The following is a 26,192-nucleotide window of genomic DNA, read 5'->3' on the forward strand; positions in this document are numbered from 1 at the left end:
GGAATGCTCTTGCCGGAGCGCGCAGCGCGCCAGGTGCCGTCGATGTGAAGGAGAATGTCCGGATAATGCGCCATGGGGTAGCCTTTGCTGAATGATGTTCATCGCGTCGATTGCGCGAGGTGGCATGATCGGGCCGGTGGGGAAGGCGTCGCCTGGCGAGGCGGCGCAGAGGAACTGAGATGGGGACGCGGTCACCCCGTTGCAAGACGGAATCCACGTCGGCCGCGATCTCAAACGCTCGATGGGCCTGCGTCAAGTGTTGAAACGGTGCGCGCGAGTGCCTCTTCCACGCTAAGCAACGGCGGGGATCGCAACAGGGTCCGCTGGCTATCTATCCTGCGCCCGGGTGCGGAAGTGCTCGATCATGAGCCGGCACAGACTTTCCATCGCCGGGCCGCGGACCCGGTCGATGCGGCGGATCGTATAGAACGGCAGCATTGGCCTGCTGAGGCCGTCGCGGGCGGCAAGCGGAACCTCGGTTAGTCGACCTTCGCCAAGATCCGCGGCCACCAGCCAGAGGGGCAGATGCCCCCAGCCGGCTCCGGCAAGAATGAGTGCGTGCTTGGTTGCAAGATCGCTCACCCGCAGCGTCTGCTGTGAGTAAACCGCGTAGCTACGCCCCTTCGCATCGACGATGGGATCGGCGACGACGATCTGTACGTGGTCGGCCAGATCGACCGTTGTCAGTCCGGCAGTGCCCTCAGGCGCAAGCGCGAGCGGATGCGAGGGGCCGCAGACCGGAACCATGCCCGCAAAGGCGGCGATCGCTTCGCTGGCGATATGGGGGTCTGTCTCCTGCGCGGCCGTCAGTCCGAGGTCGCAATCCCCGTCGAGCACCAGATTGAGCGCCATGGTCATTGGGGCCGTCACGAGTTCGACCCGCACCGCCGGATGTGCGCGTGCGAAATCGCTGAGGACCGAGGCGATATCCGGCAGGGGAAGCAAGGGATCGAGTGCAATCCGCAGCGCCGATTCCATGCCCTGATTGAAGCCATTGGCCCGGGCACGCAAGGCATCCGCCTTGATCAGCAGCGTCCTTGCTTCGGCCAGCAGCGTTGCGCCTTCGTCGGTCAGTTGCGGCCGGTGCTGGGAGCGATCGAACAAGGGCAGGCGTAGTTCGGCTTCCAGGTTGAGGATGGCGCTGCTGAGGCCGGATTGCGCCCGTCCGAGCGCACGTGCGGCTGCCCGAAACGAGCCGTGGTCGACGACGGCAACGAAAACGCGCAACTGGTCGAGCGTAAGGGCATCGAGCATGATCGCCATTCATGATCAGAGTGATCGATATTCGAGCAATTACATGGATCGTTCAGTTGAGGCAATGCTTCGAGGACGGTTCTATGGAGCGGGAAATGAAACGGGCGATCGTCTATTATGCATCGGGTGCACGGGAGGGGCGTGATCGCATCCGTCGCGCTGATCTCACCATCGTCGCGGTGGATAATCTCGATGATCTGCCGTACATCGCAAGGGGGCTGGCCGATGACGGCGTTCAGCTCATCGAACTTTGTGGCGGCATTTCGCCCCGTTGGCGCGCAGTCGTTGCGGCGGCGGCCGGTTCTCGTGTCCGCGTGAGCTCCGTCACCTTCGGCGTCGAGTCGCTCGGCGCCGCCCATCGCTTCAGGGAAGCCTCTATCGCCGGCCGGCCGCCGGACGGGGCTTTTCTGCTGCTAGAGCCTGGCGCAGATCCGGTTCACGATCGTTTCGTCCCGGCGTTCCCACCGCAACATCTGATCTTTGTTCCGGTACCGGACGAGCGCGTTGCCGCATCTGTCGCCATGGCTCTGGTTGAAGACGGGGTTGGCCTGATCGAACTCTATGGCGGCTTCACCAGCGCGGGTGCGGCGGCAGTGATCGATGCCGTCGACGGGCGTGCCGCAGTCGGTGTCGGTGCTGTCACTATCGATGCGATCTTGGCGCAAACGGGCGCGCAAGGATACGTGCATTGATCCCGCGCCCGCGATCCGTTCCCGAGGTTGTGCAAATCCACGGAGGGCCTGGGCCAGATATCGGCGATGTCGAGGCGATCCTCGATCTTGTTGCCCGGGTGGAACAGACCCAGTGGCTGCGCGACGCCGACGGGTTTTGCGCGCTGCTTGGGCCGCAAGCCCTGTGGACGACAGCCTTCGGTCGCCGGATCGACGGCTGGTCGGCGATACGCGACTTCACGCGTGCCGTGCTTCCGACCGTCTTGCGCGATTTCCAGGCCTTCTACGAGGCCGAGCGCATCACGTTCCTCGGCGAGGGGATCGCCGCCGTCAACGTCCGGCAGGTTCCGGTCGATGCTGAAGGCAACAGGCGGCAGGACGACGAGGAAGGGCGGCCGCTCTACATACTTGGTCGTTATGAAGGCAGCTGGAAGATCGTGATGGCTCAGAACACCACCTACCAGAGCGAAAAGATCGCCACGCAGCAGTGGGTCGTGAATAAAATGACCAGCGGCCAGGAAGACCGCCATGATTGAACGATCCGTCGGCCACGCCACCTTCGTCATTCGCCGCAGCTATGCCGCGCCGCCAAGATGCGTCTTTCATGCCTTCGCCGACGCCGCGATCAAGCGGCGCTGGTTCGTTGAGGGGGAGGGGTGGACGATTGACGAGTTCACCTCGGATTTCACGGTAGGCGGACGTGAGAGGAGCCGTTTCCGCTTCGGCGACGGCCCGACGATGACCAACGATACGATCTACCTGGAAATCGTTCCAAACGAGCGGATCGTGTTCTCCTACACGATGACAGTTTCGGGAACACCGATTTCGATATCGTTGGGAACTCTGCAGTTCGCGGCCGACAGTGCCGGCACCCGTCTTGTCTACACCGAGCAGAGCGCATTTCTTGATCGCCCGGACGACGCTGGTGAACGCAACGTCGGATGTTACGCGCTGCTCCAGCCGCTTGCAGACGAACGAGAGCAGGCGCCGGGCCAGCGCGAGATTGTCGGCGTACCTCGATTTCCCCTCTAAGCCTCACTGGGAAGGAGATCCCTGATTATGGCGACGCTGATGCCGTAGCCAGCAAGGAACCTATCCCGAACATGAACAATTTTTAATTGTTTTTCAGCGTGTTGCGCCATTGAAGCGGCCAGATTCGCGCCCAATTTCAAACGCGTTGGCACGACGCCGATTGCGATGTGAAACACTTTCGCTAGGCCGCGTTGCCGAAACGACGGAACCTCCCGCGCGGGCGGTCCGCCTGGTGCCGAAACCGAGTTGTGCGGGAGGCGCGAATGGCAAATCGATCCAGCATGATGTTGCGCATCGCCGTCATCATCCTCTTGTTTACCGCGATCGGCTTTGCCGTGACGCGATACACCGTGCCAACAGCGGCGAAGCTCTCCACCGACGCGGTCGACACCAGGCATGGCAACGGCGTATCGGTTGAGACGGCGACCGTCACGCTTCGCGACCTGCCCGTCGTCGTGCATGCGCTGGGCAGCGTCCAGGCCCCGGACACGGTGGAGATCGGCGCGCGCATCGCCAGCCAGATCACCGCGATCCATGTGAAGGACGGGCAGATGGTCAAGGAAGGCGACCTGCTCTTTTCGCTCGACGATCGCACCGTGAAGGCGCAGCTTGCCCGCGACCAGGCGTTGGTCGCGAAGGATACGGCATTGCTCTCCGACGCCGACACCGAGCTTGAGCGCGCGAAAACGTTACGCGACGATCGCACGGGCACTCAGCAGGCTTACGACACCGCCCTTTCCGTGCGGATGTCGGCTGATGCGACGCTTGATGCCGACCGCGCGACGGTTCAGACCGATGAGGTCACGCTGAGCCTGACCGAGATCACCGCCCCGATCACCGGGCGCCTCGGCGCCGTTCAGGTGGCGCTCGGAGATCTCGTCGGGCAATCCGGTTCGGCATCGAACAATCTGGTGACGATCACGGCGATAGACCCGATCGAGGTGACGTTCCGGCTGCCGGAAGAACAGTTGCAGACATTCAAGGATCTGCTTGATCACGGCACGCCGACACGGGTCCGCGCCCGGCCGAGCGGTTCCGATACGATCATTGGCGAAGGCATGCTCGATTTCATCGACTCCTCCGTCGATGCGACCACCGGCACGATCGCCATGCGGGCGACTTTCCCCAATTCGGCACAAAAGCTTTGGCCCGGTCAGTTCGTCGACGTTGATATCGAAAAGCAGCAATTACACCAGGCGCCTGCCATCCCGAGCGTCGCCGTCCAGCCCGGCCAGAACGGGCCGTTCGTCTTCCATGTGAAGGACGACAACACGGTGGAAATGCGTGCGGTCTCGCTGCTGCTCGACGACGGCAAGGTCGCGGCTATCGGCTCGGGGCTCGCAGCGGGAGATAAGGTCGTTACCGAAGGACAAGCGCGCCTGAAAGCCGGGGATGTCGTTGTCGCGACGAATGCCGGCGGGCAGACGCTCACCGATTGATCCTGTTGCCATTGGCGACAGTTCGGAGTGAAGGAAATGCCACTGTCCGAGTTCAGCATTCGCCGTCCGATCGCCACAGCGCTGCTGTCGGTAGCGCTCATCCTTGCCGGCGCCTTCAGCTATCTCGTCCTGCCGATTGCAGCCCTTCCGCGCACCGACTTCCCGGTTATCAATGTGTCAGCCACCTTGCCCGGCGCATCGCCCGAGACGATGGCAACTTCGGTCGCCACGCCGCTGATCAAGCAGTTCGCCACCATCGCCGGCATCGACACGATCTCGACGACGAATGCGCTGGGAGCAACGTCGATCTCGATCGAGTTCGTGCTCGGGCGCAACATCGATGCGGCGGCAGCCGACGTGCAGGCCGCGATTACCAGAACGCTCCGGCTGCTGCCTCAGGACATGCCCGCACCGCCGAGCTACCGCAAGGTCAACCCGGCGGATGCGCCCGTGCTGTTGCTGGCGCTGAAGAGCGATACGGTCCCGCTTACCGACCTCGACGCGGTCGCCCAGCAGGTCATCTCGCCCACCCTGTCGGTGCTCGATGGCGTCGCCGAAGTGTCGATCCTCGGCAGCCAGCAGTTTGCCGTGCGCATCCAGATGCATCCGGACGCGCTCGCCGCCCGCGGCATTTCCGTCGATCAGTTGAAAACAGCGGTCGCAGCGGCCAACGACAATTCGCCGCTTGGCACTGCGCAAACCCGCGACCGACAGGTGGCGATTGTCGCCGATACCCAGCGGATGAACGCGGCGAGTTTCGCAAACATCATCATCAAGAGCGTCGACGGCAAGTCCGTGCGCCTGGGCGACGTTGCCACCGTCATCGATTCCGTTGCCAACAACCAGACGGCCAGTTGGCATGACGGCTCACGCGCGATCATCCTCGCAATCCAGCGCCAACCAGACGCCAATACCGTCGAAGTCGTCGACCGGGTACAGGCACTGCTGCCGTCCTTGCGCCAGTCGTTGCCGGCTTCCGCCACCATCGAAACGCTCAGTGATCGCTCGACCTCCGTGCGCGGCGCCGTCCGGGACGTTCAATTCACCCTCATCCTTACGGTCGGCCTGGTGATCCTCGTCATATTCGCCTTCGTGCGCCGCCTCTGGGCAACGCTGATCCCGGCGCTCGCCGTGCCGATCTCGATCGTCGCAACCTTTGCGGCGATGTACCCGCTCGGCTTTTCGATCGACAACATTTCGCTGATGGCGCTCACGCTCTCTGTCGGGCTGGTGGTCGACGATGCCATCGTCATGCTGGAAAACATTGTCCGGCACATGGAAGAGGAGGGGCTCGATGCCTTCACGGCGGCACTGGTCGGGTCGAAGGAAATCGGCTTCACCATCGTCGCGATCTCGCTCTCGCTGGTCGCGGTGTTTATCCCGGTTCTGCTGATGGGGGGCGTGATCGGCCGCATCCTCAACGAGTTCGCCGTCGTCGTCACCGTGGCGATTCTTGCCTCGGCGTTTGTCTCGTTGACGCTGACGCCCATGCTGTCGGCGCGCCTTCCCGCCAACGCACGTGGTGGAGGACATGTCGGCTCGCTTGCGCGGCTCGATCTTGCTTTCGAGCGTGGCTTCGCCCGCATCACGCAAGCCTATGAGCGGGCGCTTTCGATCTGCATCCGAGAACGTGCGCTGGTGCTTCTGTTCTTCTGCGCGACGGTCGCGATCACCGGCTACCAGATCGCCACGATCCCGAAGGGATTTTTCCCCCAGGAGGACATCGGGCAGCTACAGGTCACGACCCAGGCGCGGCAGGACATTTCCTTCGCTGCGATGTCTGAGCTGCAGTCGAAGGTGGAAGAGGTTTTCGCTCGCTCGCCCTACGTCGCCCATGTGGCAAGCACGATCGGCTCAGGTGGCACGTCGACCGCGCTGAACACCGGACGGCTGTTTGTCGAGCTCAAGCCCAAGGCAGACAGACCGCCGCTTCAAACCGTTCTTGCAAATCTTCGTCGCGCGCTTGCAACGATCCCTGGCATCCAGGCCTATATGTCCCCGATCCAGAACCTCTCGGTCGGATCGCGCGCCTCCGCAAGCCAATATCAGCTCGTGCTTCAGAGCCTCGACCAGCCGCAGATGAACGAATGGGCGCAGAAGCTCCGCGATGCGATGGGCGCTGACAGGACTTTCTTCACCGACGTCAACAGCGACCTCCAGATCAACGCGCCACAGGCACGATTGCAGGTCGATCTCGACAAGGCGGCGACGCTCGGGGTCGACGCAAGTGCTGTGCGCACGATGCTCTATGGCAGTTTCGGTTCGGAACAGATCTCGACGATCTATACGCCCGGCGACAGCTACGACGTGATCATGGAGCTCGATCCTGGAGTGCAATGGTCGGCAGACAAGTTAGCTGAACTGCGTGTCGAAAGCGCCAATGGCGGGCTCGTGCCCCTCGGGGCTTTCGCCCGCACGGAGACGGTGTCAGGGCCGCTCACCATCAACCAGTTGGGCCAGCTGCCGGCCGTGACCCTATCCTTCAACCTGCCGGCCGGCGTCGCGCTCGGTGACGCCCTTGCCGAGGTCAATCGGCTCAAGGCGAGCATCGGCATGCCAAGCGAGGTGACGACGCACAACTACGGCACCACCCAGCTTTTCGAGGACGCTGCCGCCAACCAGGGGATTTTGATCCTCGCGGCGATCGTCACGATCTACCTCGTGCTCGGCGTCCTCTATGAAAGCCTGATCCATCCGCTGACCGTGCTTTCCGGGCTGCCTTCGGCCATTTCCGGCGCGCTTCTCGCGATCTACTTTTGCGGCTTCGACCTTTCGATCATCGCCATCGTGGGCGTTCTCATGCTGATCGGCATCGTCAAGAAGAACGCCATCATGATGATCGACGTGGCGCTGGTGTTGCAGCGCGCCGGCGCGCCGTCCCGTGAGGCCATTCACAAGGCCTGTTTGATGCGCTTCCGCCCGATCATGATGACGTCCCTTGCTGCGATCATGAGCACCCTGCCGATCGCGCTCGGCAGTGGCGCAAGCGCTGAGTTGCGCCAGCCGCTCGGCGTTGCCGTGGTCGGCGGGCTCCTGGTGTCACAACTGGTCACTCTCTTCGTCACGCCGGTGATCTACCTCTACATGGAGGATCTGAGGCAGGGGATATCGCGTCTGCTTCGCCCGTCGAGCGGCTCCGTTGCGACACGGTGACGGGCAACTACGCGCGGCCGAACGTTTCGGACAGGAAATCCAGAAATGCGCGGGTCTTCGGTGCAAGGTGCTGTCGGGACGGATAGATGGCATAGAGCGCGGTCTCGACCGTTTCCCAGTCGGAGAGCACCCGTTGCAGCCTGCCGCTGGCAAGGTCGTCCTCGACATAGGCATGGGGGATGAGGCTGAGACCGAAACCGGCGCGGAGCGCATCGCGGACCGCCAGGCTCGACGTCACCGAATAACGGGCCTTGACCGCCACCCGTTCCGTTCGGCCGTCCTTGCGGAACTCCCATGCGTCCGCATGTCCTGACAGACTGAAGCGGACGAAGTTGTGTGGCTTCAACTCAGTGGGCGTCGCGGGTCTTCCGTGGGCCGCAAAATAGGCGGGCGACCCACAAACCACATGCGGCATGACCGTGAGTTTCCGGGCGATGAGGCTGGAGTCCTCGAGACTGTCGCTGCCGCGAATGGCGAGGTCGAAGCCTTCCCTGACAATGTCGACGCGCCTGTCGTCAAGTTTAAGGTCGAGCGAGAGATCCGGGTAGCGCGACAGGAACGCCGGGATCGTTGCTGAGAGCTTCATCAGGGTGAAGGTCATCGGCGCCGCAACGTGCAGAATGCCCCCCGGTGTCTGCCTAACCGGGTCCAACGCCTTGTCTGCTTCCTGCAAAGCGTCGAGCCCGCGCACGACATGTTCGAGATAGAGCTTGCCTTCGTCGGTCAGCGCCATGCGCCGTGTGGTGCGGTTGATCAGCCGAGTTCCGACCCTTGCTTCAAGTTCGGCAATATTCTTGCTGATAGCCGCCGGCGACAGGCCCAGCCTCCGGCCGGCTTCGGCGAAACTGTCGAGCTCGGCGACGTGGCGGAAGACATTAAGCGCGGTATAGCGATCCATCACTGTTTTCCAATTGTGAATTATGTCTTGCCATATTGTATTATTATCAACTGCAGGTAAATTCAATTATCGTCGGTCCAACAGCCAATCAATTGGATCAGACACATGACAAACCCCATGATCGCCCTCATCGAACAGCGCGTGTCGGCCAATCTGTTCGACGCAACACACGAACTGGCGGACGCGCAAATCGAGGAGCTGGTGCGTTTGGCGACCCGTGCCCCAACGGCCTACAATCTCCAGAACTGGCGCTTCATCGCCGTCAGGACACCGGAAGGCAAAGCGCGGCTGCGTCGTCTGGCATACGGCCAGGCGAAGGTGTTGGAGGCGGCCGTGACCTTCATCGTCATCGGCCAGCATCCCGACCACCGGGCGCTTGCCGAAAGGCTGCGTCCCTTCGTCGATACGGGCCTCATGCACGCTGAGACCGCATCCGGCTGGCAGGAGAGCGTGCGCACCCAATATGCCGACGCAAAGGCTGCTCGTGACGAAGCGGTGCGTTCGGCAACGCTCGGTGCCGCCACGCTGATCTACGCGGCGGAAGCTCAGGGATTGTCGACTGGCCCGATGGGCGGGTTCGACGCTGACGGCGTCTCGCGTGAGTTCGACCTTGGACCGGACGAAGTTCCCGTCATGCTCTTGGCTGTCGGTCGCGCAGCAACCGGAAACTGGCCTCAAAAGTCCCGCCGCGCAACTGGCGAGGTCTTGCATTTCTCATGAGACCCCATCGTTCCGACATTGCTCTCACGGCGCTGGCGCCCGTCATTTGGGGCAGCACCTACATCGTCACTACCGAGTTCCTGAAAGGCTTCTCGCCGCTGACTGTCGCGCTGTTGCGCGCGCTGCCTGCGGGCTTGCTCCTTCTCCTGATTGTCAGAAGACTGCCGACAGGCATCTGGTGGTGGCGCTCCTTCGTGCTCGGCGCCCTCAACATCTCGTTCTTCCTGAGCATGCTGTTCGTTGCCGCCTACCGCCTGCCGGGCGGCGTGGCGGCGACGGTTGCCGCGGTCCAGCCTCTGATCGTCGTCTTCATCGCGGCACTGCTGTTGAAAACGCCGATCCGTCCGGTGGCCGTCGTTGCGGCATTGGTCGGCATCGCCGGCGTCGCGCTGCTCGTGCTGACGCCGCAGGCGGCTCTGGATGAGATCGGTATCGCCGCGGGCCTTGCCGGAGCCATTTCCATGGCGTTCGGCAACGTTCTGGCGCGGAAGTGGAAATCGCCCGAAACGATGCTGACGTCGACGGCGTGGCAGCTGACGGCCGGCGGACTGCTGCTGGTCCCGGTGGCGCTGGTCCTCGAACCATCCATTCCCGTTCCGACCATTCCCAATCTGTTCGCCCTTGCATGGCTGAGCGTGATCGGAGCTGCTCTGACCTACGTTCTCTGGTTTCGCGGTGTGGCGCGGCTGGAATCGTCGGCCGTATCGGCCCTTCTCTTCCTGAGCCCGCTGACGGCCGTGGTGCTCGGATGGGTGTTTCTGGGGCAGGCGCTCAGCGCCTTTCAGCTTGCCGGTATCCTGCTCGTCATCGGTAGCATCTGGCTCAGCCAGCGCGCGCCGAAGGGAGCGTGAACGGCGTGGCCGATCGAACATCGAGGTGGCCGGAGCATCAATCCTGCCACCAATCACCAAGCCGCACGTTTTGCTCGTGGGACTGCGAACCGCCAACGCAATGACGGCGCGAAGTGGGCGGGCACCGTCGCCTTCACGTGCCTGCCACAATCACGCAATGTTCCTCCTCCACGCGGGTTAGCCCGGTATTAGACTTACCCGCTTCGTCCTGTGGATGTTCTCGTACCGTTCGAGACGCTTCAGCACTTGCTGAACTCCGTGCGGTCAGGCCTGTCGAGGGTGGCGTGATGCCTAAAACAACATTGCGCCAGTTGAGAGTTTTCTGAGCGCGACAGCGATGTTGGCGACGAGCGCCTCTTTCTTCGGGCCACGGTCGGGGTAACGGGTCATGTTGTCGCCATTGTGCATGAAGACATAGCCGCCACGTCCATCGGGGGTCGGATATTGCCAGACCCAGTCGGCCGGCTTGGGGTCGGATACGGGGCCGACATCGGTCAGCCAGATGGCGCCGGGAGGCGGGTCGCTCCAGCCGCGTGCGTACTGGCCGAAAATCCCCTCCCATCCGTCGAAGCCGTCACCCAGATCCGAAAAGATCTGGAACCGATCGTCCCGGACGCGCACTTTGATGTTGGAGAAGGGGCGGGGATTGACGGCGTGGAACGGCGCCATGAAGGGCAGCCATGGCTGGCACGGTTCGGCGCAGATGATCAGGTTTCCGCCCCGCGCCAGAAAGGCGAGCAGATCCTCGGCTCTGCGCTTCAGGAAAAACTCGTCGTGGCTGCTTGGAATGTAGAGCGTATCCGTCTTTTCAAGCAATTCGGGGCCGAGTTGATAGAGGGGGGCAAACTGCGTTTCGAAGCCGGCTCCTCCGAGGCTTTTCTCGATCCAGTCCGGGTGCCATTCCGACGGGACATGCGAGCATTGCAGGTAGGTGAACCGGTTCTTCCCCGGCCTGTCGATGCCGAGTTCGCGATTGAGCCAGGGATAGAACGACCGCAGGAACTGCGTGGTTGCCGGCATGAAGCGCTGGCCGTTGTGCGAGTGCGGATCAAGCGTCGCAAGAAGCAGGCGTCCGCCTTTCGGCAGTGACGGGAAATCGAGAAACAGGCTGCCGCGCCCGCCGTCGATCTCCACGATCGAACGCGCGCCTTCGGGCACATTGTAGGACCCGCCCCAATGCCAGCTCATATGGGCAAGCGGCATGCTTTCCGTGATCGGGTGGGGTGGTGACGAGAGACTGATTTCCAGTTGCTCGCCTTTCGTCCACCACAGCCAGTCGCGGCAGTTTCCAGGCGTCCACTCAAGCCCCGGAATGTCGAGCCAGGCGGCATGGCCTTGCAGCAGGACCACGAGAAAACCGCCCCCCTTCAGATAGGCGTTCAATTGCTGCGCATGCGGAGCGACGACGGCGGCGTCCATTGCGTCCGGCATGACGACGGCGGCGTAGCGCGCGAGATCGACGTTTGGAAGGTCGTGAATGTAGATGAGGTCGTCGAGCCAGTGGCGGAAATCCTGGAAGCTCCGAAGCTGCCAGCTGTTACCCCAGTGGATGTAGGCGATGCCTGCTCGGGTTGCCTTCGCTGCTTCAGCCATCGAAACGTCCTCCATCGTGGCGGAACACGGGCGCGTAGGTGTGTTTCGACAATCCTTCGAAATCCGCCCGGGCGATCGGCAGGTCGTAGAGCGCCGACAGGTTTTCGGCGCTGAGCGCATCCGTGGTCGGCCCACAGACATAGTCGGTGCCGCTCAGCATCAGCAGGGCGTCGCTGGCGATCTCGACGGCGTGTTGCGGCATGTGGGTGGAAAAGACGATCGTCATGCCGTGCTTGTCCCTGAGGTGTTCAAGGAGCCCCAGAACCTTGTCCTGGTTCTTGTAGTCGAGGGCCGCGCACGGTTCGTCGAGCACCAGCAATTCACACTCCGAGGCGAGCGCCTGCGCAATCATGACCAGTTGCCGCTGGCCGCCGCTCAGCGAATTGAACGTCTGCTGTTCAAGAGGCTCGATGCCGAGCAGATGAAAGTAGTGCCGCACGATCTCGTAGTCCTTGCGTCCGGGCGCGCCGAAGAGGCCGAGATGGCGTGCTCTTCCCATCAAGGCGATATCGAAAGCCGAGTAGGAGAACGGTACTTCGAAGAGCTGGGGAACGAAGCCCACCGGACCGGCGATCGAAAGCTGCCCCGATTTCGGCTTTATGACGCCGATCAGGGTGTTGATCAGGGTCGTCTTGCCGACGCCGTTTGCGCCGAGCACCGCAAGGATGCGCGCGCGCTCGAGGTTGAGGGTGTAGCTCTCAAGGATGGTCTTGCCGCCGCGCTCGACGGTGAGGTCGCTTGCCTCAATCACCGGACCAGCCTCCCTTGGCATGCAGACGGCGCAGGATGACGGCGAAGACCGGAACGCCGATCAGGGCGGTGATGATGCCGAGCGGGATCTCGGCTGTGGTGACCGTGCGCGCCAAATTGTCGACCAGCAGCAGGTAGATTGCACCAAGCACACCGGAGACCGGCAGCAGCCGCTGATGGTCCGCGCCGACGAGCGCGCGGGCGACATGCGGGATCACCAGGCCGACCCAGCCGATGATGCCGGACGTTGCCACCACGCCTGCCGATATCAGTGCCGAAGCGACGAGCACGATCCATTGCACCAGCAGGACCTTCGCGCCCAGCGCCCTGGCCTTTTCCTCGCCGAGCGACAGGATGTTGATCTGGAAGCGCAGGAGGTAGATCGCAATGGCAGACGGCACCACGGCGGCGGCGACGAGAAGGACGTCCAGGTAGTTGCTCGACGCGATGCTGCCCATCAGCCAATAGGTGATGGCGGGCAGTTTCTGGAAGGGATCGGCGAGCAGCTTGGCAATGGAAATGGCGGCGGAGAAGAAGGCCGATATCACCACGCCGGCCAGGACCAGCGTCAGCATGCTGGTTCGCCCGCGCACCGTCGACAGGAGCTTGACGAGAAAGACGCTGCCGATGCCAAAGAGGAAAGCCATCGTCAGAAGCAGGTAGCCCTGCAATCCCAGGAGAATTGCCAGCGTGCCGCCGAAGCCGGCGCCAGACGTGACGCCGATGATGCCCGGATCGACGAGCGGGTTGCGGAAAAGCCCCTGCAACGCCGCGCCTGACATGGACAGGCCGAAACCGATGACGATCGCGGCCAGGATCCGTGGCACCCGGACCTGCTCGACCACGATCTCCTGCACCGGATCCCAATAGGGGGTCACCAGCGGGTGGACGTTGTCGATCAGGATGTAAGCGACATCCGCGACGGAGAGATCGTAACGCCCGATCGTCACCGAATAGAGCGTCACGGCGACGAGAAGACAGATGAGGGCAGGAAGGACGAAACCGGAGCCGAGTCTCGCTCGGCTCCGGATTTCTGTCGTTTCGCCTGCCGCAGCCTTAGCGGAAGAGCTCGGCATACTGGTTCGCCGGCGTGTTGCTTTCGGATTCGAGGATCGCCGTGACCTGCTCGGCCGACAGGTCGGCGCCATAGATCAGCTTGTAGGTGTCGACGATCTGCTTCTTGAAGTCGGGTGCAAACGCGGCACCGTGAGCGACGGCGGCGAGCCACTCCGATGTCAGGAAGATTTCCGGAGCGTCGGGCGTGCGGGCAAAGACCGGCTGCTTGTAGACCCGCTTTTCCTTCACCGCCTTCAGGCTGGCAAGGACCGGATTGTCGAAGAATTTCTGCGGATCGAGATCGGTGGCGTAGGCCGGAATGATGATGATGTCCGGGTTCCAGACGAGAAGCTGTTCGAAATCGACCGTACGCCACCATTCGCCTGTGTTGTCGGCCGCCGGATTGGTCACGCCGCTCAGCGACAGATCCTGCGAGCCGTTGGCGATCACCTGGATCTGATCGGCCACTTTGTCGATGTGAAGGACCGTGGGAAGTGCTGATTTGTCGAGCTTGCCGACCTTTTCGTCGAGCGCCTTCAAGGTCTCGGACTGGGCCTTCAGGATCGCCTGGGCGCGATCGTTGCGACCGGTCATGTAGCCGCTGAGGGTGACGTAGTCGAGGCGGTCCTGTTCGGAGCAGCACTGCCAGCCGACGACGGTCAGGCCGACGCGCTCCAGCGGCTCGATCAGCTTTTCGTCGTGGGTCCACTGGATCACCGCATCTGGCTTTTCCGCAAGAATCGCCTCGACGTTCGGCACGAAGCCGTCCTGCGCGGCGCTGGCGTTGATCTTGGCCATCTCCGGCAGCATCTCGGCGTAGATGCCCTTGGTGAAATACCGCGTCAGCGAATCCTTGTTCATGCCGACAATGTGGTCGGCCTTCTCGTCAACCGCGCGGTAGACGATCGGCGCGGACCGGACAACCGTGACGACGCGCTCCGGCGGCTTGGCGAAGGTGATTTTCTTTCCGCGGTGGTCGAGAAACGAGGATTCGGCAAGCGCCGTTGCTGGCACGAGGATCGAAAGGGACAAGGCCAACGCAATGTGGGTCCCGAGGCGGCTCGACATAGTTCACTCCCTTGACTGGCCACCCGGGAGCCCCGGCATGGCCATGCGAAATATCATGAGTTAACTAGTCAAGTTAATGCGGTCTGTCCAGTATGCGTTTGACCTAATCAAAGCCCGCTTGCTATCGCTGGAGGCGTGACGTTCAGGCGCTGCGGTGCCGCGCCATCAGCTTTGCCTGAAGGACGACGACGACGAGCAGGAAGGCGCCGCGGATGACGGATTGCCAGTAGGCCGAAAGCGAGATCCAGCCCAACCCGTTTTCGAAGTTCAGGATGTTGAACACCATGGCCAGCAGCAGCGCGCCCGCGAGCGTCGCGCCGACCGAGCCCGAGCCCCCAGTCAAAAGCGTGCCGCCGACGACGACGGAGGCGATCGCGAAAAGCTCCCAGCCGACGCCCTCGGTCGGTTGTCCCGCCCCAAACTGCGAGGCAAGGATGACACCGGCAAGGCCGGCAAGGGTGCCCGAGGCGAGGTAGACCCCGGCCAGGGCCCGTTCGACCTTCAGGCCCATCAGCCCTGCGGTCGCTTCGCCGTCGCCGATCGCCAGGACATGACGTCCGACGGGCAACTTTTCGAGCACGAGCCAGCCGAGGATGTAAGCCGCAAGCGCGATCCAGGCGGGGATCGGAAAGCCGAGAAAATCGTCCTGTCCGATCACGGTGAAGCCGCTGTCGTAGGAGACGGAAACCGACTGGTTGTCGGCGAGAAGCAGGCCCGTGCCGTAGGCGGCCAGCATGGTCGCGAGCGTGGCGATGAAAGGCTGGATGCGCATTCTCGTGATGATGAGGCCGTTGAGTGCGCCAACGGCAAGGCCCGCCAGCATCCCGCCGAGAAGGCCCGCCGCCCAGTGATAGGGCGACAGCAGTGCTGCGACCACGCTTGCCATCGCAGCCGTTCCACCGACCGACAGGTCAATGCCGCCGGTGATGATGACGAAGGCCATGCCGAGCGCGATCAGCGCGAACATGGAGTTGTAGCGCAGGAAACTCAGGATGTTGTAGGGCGACAGGAAATTGTCATAGCGCAGCGCCCCGAAGAGAATGAGGCCGGCAAGCGCAAGAATGACGCCGAGTCTCGCGAGATCGCCGGCGTTCTTGACCATGAAGAGACGAAGGATCGTTTGCATGGTGGTTGCCTCTACTGCCGGCCGGCACGCTGCTGGATGAAGACGGCCGTGACGATCAGCCCGGCCTTGACGATGAGGGCAGCCGCATCCGGCACGCCGTTGGCAAGAAGCGTATAACGCACCAGCTGGATGACGAGCGCGCCAAGCACGGTGCCGACGATGTTGGCCCGACCGCCGGAAAGAAGCGTGCCGCCGACGGCGACTGCGGCGATCGCGTCGAGTTCCATGCCGAGGCCGACAAGGTTCGCGTCGCTTGCTGAGTTGCGCGCCACGACGATGAGGCCCGCGATGCCGGCAAGCGCACCGCTCATCATGTAGACGAAAAGCTTGACCCTTTTGACCGGTACGCCGGTGAGGCGCGCCGCCTTTTCGTTGCCTCCGACGGCGATGATCTGGCGGCCGATGACGGTATAGCGGATCATTGCCCAGGCGGCCGCGACGATGACCAGCATCAGCACGACCTGCGCCGGGATGCCGGCGATGCGACCAAGGGCGATGAACTGGAAGCCTTCGTTCTTGAAGACCTGCAAATTTCCGTTGGTCATGACCTGGGCGATGCCGCGGCCGGCGATGAAGAGCACCAGCGTGGCGATGATCGGCTGGATCGAAAAGCGCGTGACCAGGAAGCCGTTGAACAGGCCGAAGAGGGCAGCCACCACCACCGGCAGCAGAAAGGCGAGCGCCACCGCCAGAGCCATGCTCTCCACCTGCCAGAACTGCCCCATGAAGATCATCGGCGCCAATGCGCCGGCAATGGCCATCAACGATCCGACCGAGAGATCAATGCCCCCTGTGGCGATGACGAGCGTCATGCCCGTCGCCACGATGACGATGGTCGCGACCTGTGTCAGGTTCACGTTCAGCGTCTGTAAGGAGAGGAAGTTGGGGGTGACGGCCACGTTGAAGAGGATCAGCGCCAGAAAGGCGACGAAGGTGCCGTAGCGGCTCGCAAGCGTCAGCAACCGGTTGCCCGATGAAACCGAGCCTGACTGTTGCGGGGCAGGGGTCTCGATCGTCGTCATCATCACTCTACCTGGTGGGCCATGGCGCCAAGCAGCGCCGCTTCGCTCAAGTCCTTGCGCGACAGGGTCGCGACCGACGTTCCGTCGCTGAGCACCGTCACGCGGTCGGCTGCGGCAAGAAGTTCCTCCAGTTCGGAAGAGATCATCAGCACGCTCAGCCCGTCATCGGCAAGGCTGCGCAGGAGCTTCAGGATTTCCGACTTGGCGCCGATATCGATGCCACGCGTCGGCTCGTCGACAATCAGCACCCGCGGATCGGTGGCAAGCCAGCGGGCAAGCAGCACCTTCTGCTGGTTGCCGCCGGAGAGCTCCTTGATCGGCTGATCGGGCGAGGCACATTTGACCCCGAGGACGCGAATGTAGCGGGTGACGATCTCGTCCTGACGGGCGCGGTCGACGATTCCCGCCTTCTTCAACTTCGGCAGAAGGGCAAGCGTCATGTTCTCGCGGATGCTCATGTCGGGCACGATGCCGTCGATCTTGCGGTCCTCGGAGACGAGGCCGATGCCGTCGGCAATCGCGTCGGCGGGCTCACGGTATGTGCGTTCCCGCCCTTCCATCTGCATCGTGCCTCGCTCGATCCTGTCGGCGCCGAAGATCAGTCGCGCGGTTTCCGTACGGCCGGAGCCAAGCAGGCCTGCCAGGCCCGATATTTCGCCTTCGCGGACCGCGAGGCTGACGTCGCGCACGCGCACCCCTGCCGAGGCTTTGTCGAGTTCGAGGCGGACAGGCCGATGCGCCGGTTGCGCGTCCGGGGCAATCGCCTGGAAGGCGGCCAATTCCTTGCCGAGCATGTGGCGCACCAGCGCCATCTTCGGCATGTCCGTCATCAGGCTCTTTGCCACAGTCTGGCCATCGCGCATGATCGTGACGCGGTCGCAGATCTCGTAGAGTTCATCGAGCCGGTGACCGATGAAGATCACCGCAACGCCTGAGCGCTTTAGCGTCCGGATCGTCTCGAAGAGAATGGCGACTTCGCGCTCGTCGAGCGACGATGTCGGTTCGTCCATGATAACGAGGCGCGCGTTCTGCGTTACCGCGCGGGCGATCGCCACCATCTGCCTTGTCGCCGCATCGAAATGCGCGACGGGCCGGTCGACGTCGATTGCCAGGTTGAACGTTTTCAGCACCGCCTGCGCACCGCGCCGCATGGCCGCATGATCGATGAGGCCGAAGCGCCTGGGTTCGCGCGAAAGGTAGATGTTCTCCGCCACGGAGCGCTGCGGCGCCAGGTTGATTTCCTGGTAGATGGTCGCGATGCCAGCCGCCTGCGCCTCAGCCGGGATCGAGAAGTCGACATCTCTGCCATCGAAGGAAATGCTGCCCTCATCGCGGCGATAGGCACCGGTGAGGATCTTGATCAGCGTCGACTTGCCGGCACCATTCTGGCCGACGAGCGCCATGACCTCCGCAGGCTCGACCTCGAGCGAGGCGGATTTCAACGCCGGCACGCCGGCGAACGCCTTGGAAATGCCCTGCATGGACAGAAGCATGGGTCTCCTCCCTATCTCCGCCGTCCGCCGCTCCTCAAAAAGGTGGGCGTTGCCAGCCTACACGTGAACGGGCCGAAGGTCATGCCTGGCACTGTCGCGGTCAAAAAACCGGCCGATACGGTTGGTCCGATCGGCCGGCATAGGCTCGGGAGATGATATCAATAGGCGTTGGCGAGTTCCGCGGCCGCGTTGGAAGCGTCGTAGAACTTGTCGTCATTGATGAGCTTCGGCTCGATCGTTTCGCCCTTGGCGTAGCGCATCATCGTCTCGAAGGCCTTGGGTCCGAAGCGCGGATTGCACTCGACGACGGCGGCGATCTTGCCGTCGACGACCGCTTGAACGGCCTCCTTGCCGCCATCGATCGACAGCACCAGAACGTCCTTGCCCGGCACCTTGCCGGCGGCCTCGAGGGCTGCGATGGCGCCGATCGCCATCTCGTCGTTGTGGGCGTAGATCACGTCTGCGTCCGGGTGCGCCTGGAGCAGGGCTTCCGCCACCTGGCGGCCCTTGTCGCGGGCAAAGTCGCCGGTCTGGGAGGCGACGATTTCGAAACCGCCAGCTGCCTTGATCGCGTCGTCAAAGCCCTTCTTGCGGTCGTTGGCGGGCGACGATCCGGTCGTGCCTTCCAGCTCGATGATCTTCGACTTGCCGTTGGCGTTCTTCACCAGCCATTCGGCGACGCGCTTGCCTTCTTCGACGAAGTTCGAGCCGATGAAGGTCAGATAGTCCTCGCCGGCCTTGGCGAGCGACGGATCGACGGAGCGATCGAGCAGGATCACCGGAATGCCGGCCTTCTTGGCGGCCATCACGGCCGGGATCAGCGGCTTTTCTTCGCGGGGCGCGAGGAAGATCACGTCGACGCCTTGCGCGATCATCGAATTGACGTCGGCGACCTGCTTGGCAGCCGAGCCGGCAGCATCCGTGTAGACGAGCTGGATGCCGTGCTTCTCAGCCTCGGCCTTCATGCTGTTCGTCTGGGCGATGCGCCAGGGATTATTGGATTCGGTCTGCGCGAAGCCGACCTTGTACTTTTCCTTCTGCGCAAGTTTCGGCACTTCGGCGATCGCGATGCCTGCCATGGCGAGCGCGCCGATGGCCGTTGCCGCAAGCATGAAAGTGCGACGGGAAATCATGGTCATAATCGGGTTCTCCTCCCAGATTGGCCGGTGCTCCTCTACCGGACGTGAGCGTTTTTGCGCTTCACATCGTCAAATCTTGCGCTAATAATATTAGCAGTCAAGGCCAAAAATTATGAGCACTTGCAAAAGCCCGCGTGCAGTGCAATGCACGCTTGAGGGTAGGGGGCACGCATGGCCAAGGGAAACGGGCGCAGTCCGGACAAAAGGGGCGAAGGACGCCCGACGATGACGGATGTCGCAAGGATAGCCGGTGTATCGCAGTCGAGCGTCTCCCTCGTGCTCAACGAAATGTCCGGTTCGCGCATATCTCCGGAAACCCAGCAGAAGGTGCGGGAGGCTGCTCATAAAATCGGTTATAAATTGCCGGCGACCCGCGGGCCGGTGACAAGCGCGCCCGAAGTCGAGAAGGACACGATCGCCTTCATCGTCGACGAAATCTCAACCAGCCCGCATCCGGTCGTAAGCCTCGACGGCATTCGCGACTATGCCTTCGAGCAGGGCATGCTGGTGTCGGCCCATGTGACCCGCTCCAACCCGGAGCTTGAGGCCGCGGTATTGCGTTCGGTTCTCAGAGACCCTTCGATCGCGGGCGTGATCTACGCCACGATTTTCACCCGCAAGGTTGCCGTGCCCGAGGCGCTGGCGCCGCTCCCGACCGTGCTTCTCAACTGCTACTGCGAACCGCGCCAGCACGTGGCGGTCGTTCCGGGCGAAGTCGCAGGCGGTTTTGCGGCCACTGCGCATCTGACCGCGCTTGGCCATCAGCGCATCGGCTTCATCAATGGCGAGCGTTGGATGGATGCGGCAGTCGATCGGCTGAAGGGCTACAAGCAGGCGCTGGCCTCCGCCGATATCGCCTTTGACGAGAGCCTCGTGCGCGATGGCGACTGGCTGCCGCTGCGCGGCTACGAGGCCGGGCTCGACCTGCTCTCCTTGCCGAACCCACCGACCGCGATCTTCTGCGGCAACGACCTGATGGCGATCGGCGTCATGGAGGCGGCGCAGGAGAAGGGCTTGCGGGTGCCGGCCGATCTCTCCGTCATGGGGTACGACGACCAGGAACTGGCGCGCTACACCCATCCGCCGCTCTCGACGCTGGTCTTGCCGAACTACGAAATGGGACAAAGGGCGGCCGAAATCCTGATCGACATGGCGATCCATGGAAAGCACATGCGGCCAATGACCATTAAAGTCGACGGACCCCTGGTGGTCCGCGGAACCACGACACTCTGGTCCGCCGCCGCGCGCTCGAAGGCTACCCTTTAGAGGGCTGGGTCGCTGGAAGATAGGTCTGTCGCGCCGCCCGGATTGTCGCTACTCGATAAGGGTGATGTCTGCATCCGGCTGATACCAGTCATGGCGCCGCCGCGACCAGTAGACCGAGGCAGGTGCCCGAAAATCCGGCTCACCGAAACAGCCAACGGAAACGACGATCTTATCCTCGATGACTTCAGCATCCATGTAGATGATCGTTCCACAGCTCGGGCAAAACACCTGGTCCATCCACTTGCCGGCACTGTTGATGCGCCGAAACCGCCGCCTGTCCCCTTCGTCTACCGTAACGGCTCGTTTGCTGTAACGCGCACGATAGGAAAACGCAGATCCGGTTGCCTTCTGGCACTCCAGGCAGGCGCATGCATAAACGCGCTCGGGTGGACCCTGAACAGTCAAACGGAAACTGCCGCAGGAGCAGGTCGCGGTGTGCGTCTCCTCTGTTGTCGTCATCGAATTTGAACTCCAGTTCCGAAGATGCCACTTGATAGGTCGGCCCGAGCGCGTTGGTAAATTACGCACTTTCAAGTAACTGGTTACCCTGAAGTAAGGAGACACGGATGAAGCGCCTACCTGACGACGACTGTGGTTTTGCGAGCGCCCTCAACGTGATCGGCGGAAAGTGGAAAACAGATATCCTCTGGGAGATTAACGTGGCGCCGCGCCGCTTCGGCGAGCTGAAGCGAGTTTTGTCCGGGGTCAGCGAGAAAATGCTGACCCAGCAGTTGCGCGAGATGGAGGCGGACGATCTTCCGGGCAAGGTGCTGCGGGTGGAGTACTCAGCGACCGAGTTCGGCCGCAGCCTGAACCAGGCGGTGACGGTCATGGCACACTGGGGCAAGGCCTACGAGATCCGGATGGCGGAAAAAGCCGAAAGGATCGTCCCGATGCCTGTCGCACTATCCGCGTAGGCCGACGCCGGCAGCAACCGACGTCGAATACCTGGCGAGCCGTTTGTTTTCGCCAATGAACGAACCCAGCCTCGGGGGATGAATGAGCCGCTACCCTATGTTCAACCCGCAGCTGCTGCTGAGCTTTGTGGCCGTTTGCGAAAGCAGCAGCTTCACCCGCGCGGCCGAGCGCGTGAACCTCTCCCAGTCGACCGTCAGTCAGCAAATTCGCCGGCTTGAGGACATGCTGGGCAAGCCGCTTTTCGAGCGCTCGTCGCATCTGGTGCAACTGACGGAAGAGGGCGTCAAGCTCTTGAGCTATGCCCGTCGCATCATCGCGCTGAACGAGGAGGCGCATGATGCGCTCGCCGGTCCCTGGCGTGACGGCGTGCTCCGTTTGGGCCTGCCCGAGGATTTCATGGTGCCGACGGTCGATTTGCTGGCATCGTTCAATGGCCAGCATCCGAACCTCAGACTGGACGTCACCAGTGGGCTGAGCGCGGACCTGCAGCGGGCGTATCTTGAGGGGGAGCTCGATCTGGTCCTGGTCAAACAGCGCCGTAGCCAGATGCCGCGCGCAGCGAGGCCGGAGCCGCTCCTGTGGCTGGACAGTCAAATGCGCCCGGCAATCGAGCAATCGCCGGTGCCGTTGGCGGTGTTTCCGCTCAACGGCCTCTACCGCGACGAACTGTGTCAGGCGTTGGAGCGTCTCGGTATTCGCTGGCGCATCAGTTACAGCAGCGCCAGTCTCGCCGCACTCGCTGCTGCGTCCGCGGCCGGTCTTGGCGTTAGTCTGCTGCCTGCAAGCTGCCGGCTGCCGTCCCACCGTGTGCTGGGCGCCGGCGAAGGCCTGCCACCTGTCGACGACTTTGAACTGGCCCTCTTTTTCCGTGACGATGCCAGCCCCGCCACACTCACTCTGGCGGAGCATCTTATCGCGTATTGCGGCCTGCGACGGTAAACGGCGCCACGCCTGTCATTTGCGCGTGTGCCAATTTCGCGTTCGTGCATTGGCAAATCGAATAGCCATCATTGGCAAATGTCGCTGCCACGAGACGGCGTCGTTCGCTAGATTGATGCCTCGATCCCAATCCACGATGAGGCAAAAAATGTTGGAACAGATGCTACCGCAGAGCCGCAGGGCGTTTCTCAGCCAGACGGGCATGCTGACCACCGCTTGCGCCGTCGCTGGATTGTCTGGCGGAATGGTTCGCGAAGCATCGGCAAAGTCCGGTGACAGTGGGGGCGAGGTGCTGACCAAGGCGGTCGCGGAACGCCACTATCTCTTGACTGGCGTGCGGCTGGAAGAGGGGTTCGAATACGACAACGACATCGTCGTTGCCACGCGCACGGCGCTTTATGCCCTGGAGATCAAGGACGGCGCGATCGTCGCCTTGCACCCGGAAAAAGCGGCCTTGCCCGAAGGCCTCCCACGCTATGAGGCGCGCGGGCAGCTGTTGTTGCCGTCGATGCGCGACATGCACATCCACCTGGACAAGACCTTCTATGGCGGTCCGTGGCAGGCGCCGCGTCCGCGCCAGGGCAAGACCATCATGGACATGATCGCGCTTGAGGAGAAGCTGCTGCCTCAATTGCTGCCGACGTCGCAGGAGCGCGCGGAGGGACTGATTGCCCTGTTGCAATCCAAGGGAAGCACGGTGGCGCGCAGCCACTGCAACATCGACCCGGTCAGCGGCCTCAAGAGCCTCGAGCACCTGCAGCGGGCGCTGGAAAACCATCGCGATGACTTCGAATGCGAAATCGTCGCCTTCCCCCAGCACGGCCTGCTGCATTCCAAGGTCGACGGCCTGATGCGCGAAGCGATGCAGATGGGCGTCCAGTACGTCGGTGGTCTCGATCCGACGAATGTCGATGCCGCCATGGAAAAATCACTCGACGCCATGTTCCAGATTGCGCTCGACACCGGCAAGGGCGTGGACATTCATCTGCACGAAACCAGCCCAGCCGGCGTTGCGGCGGTGAACTACATGATCGACACGGTGGAGAAAAACCCTGCTCTGCACGGAAAGGTCACGATCAGCCACGCCTTTGCGCTAACGACCCTTACTCCGGAGCAACTGGAGGAGACGGCGTCGCGTATGGCCGAGTACAAGATTTCGATCGCCTCGACCGTGCCGATCGGTGGCCTGATGATGCCCCTGCCGCAGCTTACCGAGAAGGGCGTCTTCGTCATGACCGGAACCGACAGCGTCATTGACCATTGGTCGCCATTTGGCAGCGGGGACATGCTCGAAAAGGCCTATCTCTACGCGCAGCTCTACCGCGGATCGGACGAGTTCCGCCTCTCGCGTGCCCTGTCGATTGCGACAGGCGGCATCCTGCCGCTTGATGATCAGGGCAAGCGGGCCTGGCCGAAAGTCGGCGATGCGGCTTCGTTCACACTTGCCGCGGCGAGTTGCTCGGCGGAAGCCGTCGCCCGTGTGTCGGCCAGAAGCGCCACGTTCCATCGCGGCCGCCTCGTGGCGGGTGCGGTTGACCAGGCCTGATCAAGCCGGGTCTGCTCCAAACGACGTTCGGCATCGGAGCGTGGCCATCGGCTGCGTTCCTGCCGAGCGTCGTGGAACGAGAGGTGTGCCTCTGCGGCGCACCTCTCTCCTGGTCTAGGCAAGGCCCTCGGCCACAGCATAGGCGGCCAGCACTTCCTTGATGTTTCGGTCCCCGTCCGGCGGAAGCAGCGCACGCGTCGTCACCGAATCGAGATGATGGGCCATGAGCGCCACCGCCTCTTCGGTCTTGCCGGCAATCAATTTGTCCAACAGGTCGCGGTGTTCAGACACCGCGCATTCCGACGAATGCGGCCGGCCGTAGAGCGCAAGGATCAGCGAGCTTCGGGCGACCAGTTCGTTCACGTAGCGCATGAGGCTGATGTTGTTGGTCATCTGCGCAAGTAGAGTATGGAACTCTCCTGCCAGGCGAATCGAAGGAGCCCGCTCCTTCTTTGCCGCCTCCTCGGCTTCAATATGCGCGGCAAGCGCGTCGATCTGCTCGCGTGTCAGTTTGCCTGAAAGCGTCTCGACCACCAGACGTTCCAGCGCCATGCGCGTCAGGAACAGGTTGCGCCCCTCTTCAAGGGTTGGCCGCGCGACCATTGCGCCCTTGTTCGGTCGCAGCTCCACAAGCCCTTCCTGGCTGAGCCGGACGAGCGCCTCGCGCACGAGCGTGCGGCTGACGCCGAGCCTTTCGCCGATCGAATCCTCCGGGAGCTTTGACCCCGGAGATAGTGCCTGGTCGAGGATGGCGCGTTTCAGGACGCGATGAACGGCCTGAGCGCGGCCACTGCCCCGATCGCTCTCGTTTTTTGCCATTCCCAAGCCTCCAAGTCGCAACAATTGTTTCTTCGAATTGCATACAAAATGACGGAATGTCCAGTGGTTTGGCCTCCCGACAGGCGAACTCGCGCGACGGTGACCCGCAAAATGCGGTTCGCGACGACGCGGTGGCCTCCGCGCGCCCCGGCTACCCCGCGTCAACCAATCGGGGAGGGGCCAAGAGACCGGTGCTCCGTCGCGAGCCTGCCGTTCAGATTGGCGACTGCATGGCTTGCGCGTAGCGCGACGGGTTGAACCGCATGTAGAGGAAGAACACGCTGGCGACGCAGAGCAGGTGCAGCGTCCAGCCTGGCGCGAAGCTGCCGCTGACCTCGTGCAGAAACGCGGTCGCGAACGGCCCGAGCGATGCGATCAGGAAGCCGCCGCCCTGCATCAGCGCCACAAGGACACCGGCCTCTTCCGGTCGCGGCAGGTGGTCGAGCGCGGTGACGATCGCCAGCGAGAAGCTGCTGCCGAGGCCCGCGCCACACAGGCCGGCCCAAAGGGCGGGCGCGGTCTGCGGCATGAAGGCCAGACCGGCAAAGCCGATCGCCTGCATTGCGAGCGTGAAACGCAGGAATGCGCGGCGATCGATGTTCTGTCGCGCAAGGATCGGCAGGGCGAGGGCGGCAGCCGCCTGACAGATCGCCATCAGCGCCACGAGATTACCGCTGTCGCTCGCGCTCCACCCGAGCGACTGGTAGTAGGAGGCAAGCCATGCGACGGCGGAGGAATAGCCGGCGTTGACCAAGCCGAAGGCGAGAATGAGCGTCCAGGTGCGAGGCCGGCGCAGCAGTCGCCCGGTCAGCGCCCTGTCTGGCCGCTTGCCGCGCGCATCCGAAAGGATGAGGAAGGCGGCGCCAAAAGCAACGATCGCCGGCGCTGCGAGCCAGGCGAGTGCCGGGCGCCAGCCGTAGCCGTGACTGACGAGAAACGGAGTCAGCCGCGCTCCCAACGCTCCGCCGCCCATCAGGATCGCGGAATAGAGGCCCGTGACGACGGGAATGCTTTCAGGAAACTCTGCCTTGATGATGCCGGGAAAGGCCGCCTGGATGAAGGCGACGCCGGCGCCGCAAAGCGCGGCTGTCATCACCAGCGCCACGCCTCCGGGTGCGACGAGCCGCAGCAGGGAGCCGGCCGCCAGCACAAGCAAGGCAATGAGGATGCCGCGCCGCGTGCCGATCAGCGCCTGCAGCGACGGCGATATGAAGGCGCCCACACCCATGAGCATCATGGGCAGCAGCGTCAGCAACGCCAGGCTGCCATATCCCATGCCGGTATCGGCGACGATCTCGGACAGAACAGGCCCTGGTGCCGTGAGAAATGGCCGCAAATTGATGGCGACCATCACGACGAGAACGAGCAGCAGCCATTGCCGGCCCGTCTTGGGCTGGGTCGATTTGGACATGATTGGGAATTTCCTCTACGTCTTTTTC

24 protein-coding genes are annotated in these 26,192 nt (G+C 62.8%); 11 read left to right on the forward strand and 13 right to left on the reverse strand.

What is annotated here, in order from left to right; genetic code table 11:
* Positions 1 to 327 precede the first annotated feature (327 nt).
* Positions 328 to 1,254, reverse strand: coding sequence for a LysR family transcriptional regulator (locus tag VGO04_RS04430; protein ID WP_327494750.1), 927 nt, complete (start codon positions 1,252 to 1,254; stop codon positions 328 to 330).
* Between the two features lie 95 nt (positions 1,255 to 1,349).
* Between VGO04_RS04430 and VGO04_RS04435 the strand changes: the two genes are divergently transcribed.
* From VGO04_RS04435 to VGO04_RS04455, 5 genes are all read left to right on the forward strand, one after another.
* Positions 1,350 to 1,946: a DUF6506 family protein gene (locus tag VGO04_RS04435; protein ID WP_327494751.1), complete on the forward strand. Its 597-nt coding sequence runs from the start codon at positions 1,350 to 1,352 to the stop codon at positions 1,944 to 1,946.
* The gene (locus VGO04_RS04440) at positions 1,943 to 2,461 is read left to right on the forward strand and encodes an SgcJ/EcaC family oxidoreductase (protein WP_327494752.1); all 519 of its coding nucleotides are present in this window, start codon (positions 1,943 to 1,945) and stop codon (positions 2,459 to 2,461) included. Before VGO04_RS04435 ends, VGO04_RS04440 begins: the two co-directional genes overlap by 4 nt.
* The gene (locus VGO04_RS04445; RefSeq protein WP_327494753.1) at positions 2,454 to 2,957 is read left to right on the forward strand and encodes an SRPBCC family protein; all 504 of its coding nucleotides are present in this window, start codon (positions 2,454 to 2,456) and stop codon (positions 2,955 to 2,957) included. Before VGO04_RS04440 ends, VGO04_RS04445 begins: the two co-directional genes overlap by 8 nt.
* 263 nt (positions 2,958 to 3,220) lie before the next feature.
* Complete coding sequence (locus VGO04_RS04450) at positions 3,221 to 4,396, forward strand: efflux RND transporter periplasmic adaptor subunit (RefSeq protein ID WP_327494754.1); 1,176 nt, start codon at positions 3,221 to 3,223, stop codon at positions 4,394 to 4,396.
* Positions 4,397 to 4,432: 36 nt separating this feature from the next.
* Positions 4,433 to 7,549 (forward strand): efflux RND transporter permease subunit, encoded by a 3,117-nt coding sequence (locus VGO04_RS04455; RefSeq protein ID WP_327494755.1) that lies wholly within the window; start codon positions 4,433 to 4,435, stop codon positions 7,547 to 7,549.
* 7 nt (positions 7,550 to 7,556) lie between these two features.
* Here the strand turns inward: VGO04_RS04455 and VGO04_RS04460 are convergent, their stop codons facing one another.
* Entirely contained in the window at positions 7,557 to 8,447 is an 891-nt protein-coding gene (locus VGO04_RS04460; RefSeq protein ID WP_327494756.1) for a LysR family transcriptional regulator, read from the reverse strand.
* Positions 8,448 to 8,552: 105 nt separating this feature from the next.
* On the opposite strand from VGO04_RS04460, the gene VGO04_RS04465 reads away from it, so the two are divergent.
* Together VGO04_RS04465 and VGO04_RS04470 are read left to right on the forward strand one after the other, a co-directional pair.
* A complete protein-coding gene (locus VGO04_RS04465; RefSeq protein ID WP_327494757.1) occupies positions 8,553 to 9,167 on the forward strand; it encodes a nitroreductase family protein in 615 nt (204 codons plus the stop codon).
* Positions 9,164 to 10,018 (forward strand): EamA family transporter, encoded by an 855-nt coding sequence (locus VGO04_RS04470; protein ID WP_327494758.1) that lies wholly within the window; start codon positions 9,164 to 9,166, stop codon positions 10,016 to 10,018. Before VGO04_RS04465 ends, VGO04_RS04470 begins: the two co-directional genes overlap by 4 nt.
* A gap of 291 nt (positions 10,019 to 10,309) precedes the next feature.
* Here the strand turns inward: VGO04_RS04470 and VGO04_RS04475 are convergent, their stop codons facing one another.
* The 8 genes from VGO04_RS04475 to VGO04_RS04510 form a co-directional block, all read right to left on the reverse strand.
* A complete protein-coding gene (locus tag VGO04_RS04475) occupies positions 10,310 to 11,611 on the reverse strand; it encodes a hypothetical protein (RefSeq protein WP_327494759.1) in 1,302 nt (433 codons plus the stop codon).
* Positions 11,604 to 12,362 (reverse strand): ABC transporter ATP-binding protein, encoded by a 759-nt coding sequence (locus VGO04_RS04480; protein WP_327494760.1) that lies wholly within the window; start codon positions 12,360 to 12,362, stop codon positions 11,604 to 11,606. Before VGO04_RS04480 ends, VGO04_RS04475 begins: the two co-directional genes overlap by 8 nt.
* Positions 12,355 to 13,437, reverse strand: coding sequence for an iron ABC transporter permease (locus VGO04_RS04485; protein WP_327494761.1), 1,083 nt, complete (start codon positions 13,435 to 13,437; stop codon positions 12,355 to 12,357). Before VGO04_RS04485 ends, VGO04_RS04480 begins: the two co-directional genes overlap by 8 nt.
* The gene (locus VGO04_RS04490; protein WP_327494762.1) at positions 13,418 to 14,485 is read right to left on the reverse strand and encodes an ABC transporter substrate-binding protein; all 1,068 of its coding nucleotides are present in this window, start codon (positions 14,483 to 14,485) and stop codon (positions 13,418 to 13,420) included. The genes VGO04_RS04485 and VGO04_RS04490 overlap by 20 nt, the downstream gene beginning before the upstream one ends.
* A 142-nt stretch (positions 14,486 to 14,627) precedes the next feature.
* Positions 14,628 to 15,611, reverse strand: a complete 984-nt coding sequence (locus VGO04_RS04495; RefSeq protein ID WP_327494763.1) for an ABC transporter permease — start codon at positions 15,609 to 15,611, stop codon at positions 14,628 to 14,630.
* Between the two features lie 11 nt (positions 15,612 to 15,622).
* Positions 15,623 to 16,633 (reverse strand): ABC transporter permease, encoded by a 1,011-nt coding sequence (locus tag VGO04_RS04500; protein ID WP_327494826.1) that lies wholly within the window; start codon positions 16,631 to 16,633, stop codon positions 15,623 to 15,625.
* A gap of 2 nt (positions 16,634 to 16,635) precedes the next feature.
* Complete coding sequence (locus VGO04_RS04505) at positions 16,636 to 18,126, reverse strand: sugar ABC transporter ATP-binding protein (RefSeq protein WP_327494764.1); 1,491 nt, start codon at positions 18,124 to 18,126, stop codon at positions 16,636 to 16,638.
* 158 nt (positions 18,127 to 18,284) lie between these two features.
* Positions 18,285 to 19,265, reverse strand: coding sequence for an ABC transporter substrate-binding protein (locus VGO04_RS04510; RefSeq protein WP_327494765.1), 981 nt, complete (start codon positions 19,263 to 19,265; stop codon positions 18,285 to 18,287).
* Positions 19,266 to 19,436: 171 nt separating this feature from the next.
* Between VGO04_RS04510 and VGO04_RS04515 the strand changes: the two genes are divergently transcribed.
* The gene (locus tag VGO04_RS04515) at positions 19,437 to 20,531 is read left to right on the forward strand and encodes a LacI family DNA-binding transcriptional regulator (RefSeq protein ID WP_327494766.1); all 1,095 of its coding nucleotides are present in this window, start codon (positions 19,437 to 19,439) and stop codon (positions 20,529 to 20,531) included.
* A gap of 48 nt (positions 20,532 to 20,579) precedes the next feature.
* Here the strand turns inward: VGO04_RS04515 and VGO04_RS04520 are convergent, their stop codons facing one another.
* Entirely contained in the window at positions 20,580 to 20,990 is a 411-nt protein-coding gene (locus VGO04_RS04520) for a GFA family protein (protein WP_327494767.1), read from the reverse strand.
* 107 nt (positions 20,991 to 21,097) lie between these two features.
* Here VGO04_RS04520 and VGO04_RS04525 point away from each other — a divergent pair, with 107 nt between their 5' ends.
* From VGO04_RS04525 to VGO04_RS04535, 3 genes are all read left to right on the forward strand, one after another.
* Complete coding sequence (locus tag VGO04_RS04525; RefSeq protein WP_327494768.1) at positions 21,098 to 21,448, forward strand: helix-turn-helix domain-containing protein; 351 nt, start codon at positions 21,098 to 21,100, stop codon at positions 21,446 to 21,448.
* An 82-nt stretch (positions 21,449 to 21,530) separates the two neighbouring features.
* Entirely contained in the window at positions 21,531 to 22,388 is an 858-nt protein-coding gene (locus VGO04_RS04530) for a LysR family transcriptional regulator (protein ID WP_327494769.1), read from the forward strand.
* Between the two features lie 148 nt (positions 22,389 to 22,536).
* Complete coding sequence (locus VGO04_RS04535) at positions 22,537 to 23,934, forward strand: amidohydrolase family protein (protein WP_327494770.1); 1,398 nt, start codon at positions 22,537 to 22,539, stop codon at positions 23,932 to 23,934.
* Positions 23,935 to 24,048: 114 nt separating this feature from the next.
* Here VGO04_RS04535 and VGO04_RS04540 read toward each other — a convergent pair whose 3' ends face one another.
* Together VGO04_RS04540 and VGO04_RS04545 are read right to left on the reverse strand one after the other, a co-directional pair.
* A complete protein-coding gene (locus tag VGO04_RS04540; protein WP_327494771.1) occupies positions 24,049 to 24,753 on the reverse strand; it encodes a GntR family transcriptional regulator in 705 nt (234 codons plus the stop codon).
* Between the two features lie 214 nt (positions 24,754 to 24,967).
* Positions 24,968 to 26,164, reverse strand: coding sequence for a cyanate transporter (locus VGO04_RS04545; RefSeq protein WP_327494772.1), 1,197 nt, complete (start codon positions 26,162 to 26,164; stop codon positions 24,968 to 24,970).
* Positions 26,165 to 26,192: the final 28 nt, after the last annotated feature.

This window comes from Ensifer sp. (assembly GCF_035999185.1).
Lineage (GTDB): Bacteria > Pseudomonadota > Alphaproteobacteria > Rhizobiales > Rhizobiaceae > Ensifer.

Excerpts from the sequence above, each read along its gene's own strand:
- VGO04_RS04430 (WP_327494750.1), bottom strand. The coding sequence starts at position 1,254 with ATGCTCGATGCCCTTACGCTCGACCAGTTGCGCGTTTTCGTTGCCGTC.
- VGO04_RS04435 (WP_327494751.1), top strand. The coding sequence starts at position 1,350 with ATGAAACGGGCGATCGTCTATTATGCATCGGGTGCACGGGAGGGGCGT.
- VGO04_RS04445 (WP_327494753.1), top strand. The coding sequence starts at position 2,454 with ATGATTGAACGATCCGTCGGCCACGCCACCTTCGTCATTCGCCGCAGC.
- VGO04_RS04450 (WP_327494754.1), top strand. The coding sequence starts at position 3,221 with ATGGCAAATCGATCCAGCATGATGTTGCGCATCGCCGTCATCATCCTC.
- VGO04_RS04455 (WP_327494755.1), top strand. The coding sequence starts at position 4,433 with ATGCCACTGTCCGAGTTCAGCATTCGCCGTCCGATCGCCACAGCGCTG.
- VGO04_RS04460 (WP_327494756.1), bottom strand. The coding sequence starts at position 8,447 with ATGGATCGCTATACCGCGCTTAATGTCTTCCGCCACGTCGCCGAGCTC.
- VGO04_RS04465 (WP_327494757.1), top strand. The coding sequence starts at position 8,553 with ATGACAAACCCCATGATCGCCCTCATCGAACAGCGCGTGTCGGCCAAT.
- VGO04_RS04470 (WP_327494758.1), top strand. The coding sequence starts at position 9,164 with ATGAGACCCCATCGTTCCGACATTGCTCTCACGGCGCTGGCGCCCGTC.
- VGO04_RS04475 (WP_327494759.1), bottom strand. The coding sequence starts at position 11,611 with ATGGCTGAAGCAGCGAAGGCAACCCGAGCAGGCATCGCCTACATCCAC.
- VGO04_RS04485 (WP_327494761.1), bottom strand. The coding sequence starts at position 13,437 with ATGCCGAGCTCTTCCGCTAAGGCTGCGGCAGGCGAAACGACAGAAATC.
- VGO04_RS04490 (WP_327494762.1), bottom strand. The coding sequence starts at position 14,485 with ATGTCGAGCCGCCTCGGGACCCACATTGCGTTGGCCTTGTCCCTTTCG.
- VGO04_RS04495 (WP_327494763.1), bottom strand. The coding sequence starts at position 15,611 with ATGCAAACGATCCTTCGTCTCTTCATGGTCAAGAACGCCGGCGATCTC.
- VGO04_RS04500 (WP_327494826.1), bottom strand. The coding sequence starts at position 16,633 with ATGACGACGATCGAGACCCCTGCCCCGCAACAGTCAGGCTCGGTTTCA.
- VGO04_RS04505 (WP_327494764.1), bottom strand. The coding sequence starts at position 18,126 with ATGCTTCTGTCCATGCAGGGCATTTCCAAGGCGTTCGCCGGCGTGCCG.
- VGO04_RS04510 (WP_327494765.1), bottom strand. The coding sequence starts at position 19,265 with ATGACCATGATTTCCCGTCGCACTTTCATGCTTGCGGCAACGGCCATC.
- VGO04_RS04515 (WP_327494766.1), top strand. The coding sequence starts at position 19,437 with ATGGCCAAGGGAAACGGGCGCAGTCCGGACAAAAGGGGCGAAGGACGC.
- VGO04_RS04520 (WP_327494767.1), bottom strand. The coding sequence starts at position 20,990 with ATGACGACAACAGAGGAGACGCACACCGCGACCTGCTCCTGCGGCAGT.
- VGO04_RS04525 (WP_327494768.1), top strand. The coding sequence starts at position 21,098 with ATGAAGCGCCTACCTGACGACGACTGTGGTTTTGCGAGCGCCCTCAAC.
- VGO04_RS04530 (WP_327494769.1), top strand. The coding sequence starts at position 21,531 with ATGAGCCGCTACCCTATGTTCAACCCGCAGCTGCTGCTGAGCTTTGTG.
- VGO04_RS04535 (WP_327494770.1), top strand. The coding sequence starts at position 22,537 with ATGTTGGAACAGATGCTACCGCAGAGCCGCAGGGCGTTTCTCAGCCAG.
- VGO04_RS04540 (WP_327494771.1), bottom strand. The coding sequence starts at position 24,753 with ATGGCAAAAAACGAGAGCGATCGGGGCAGTGGCCGCGCTCAGGCCGTT.
- VGO04_RS04545 (WP_327494772.1), bottom strand. The coding sequence starts at position 26,164 with ATGTCCAAATCGACCCAGCCCAAGACGGGCCGGCAATGGCTGCTGCTC.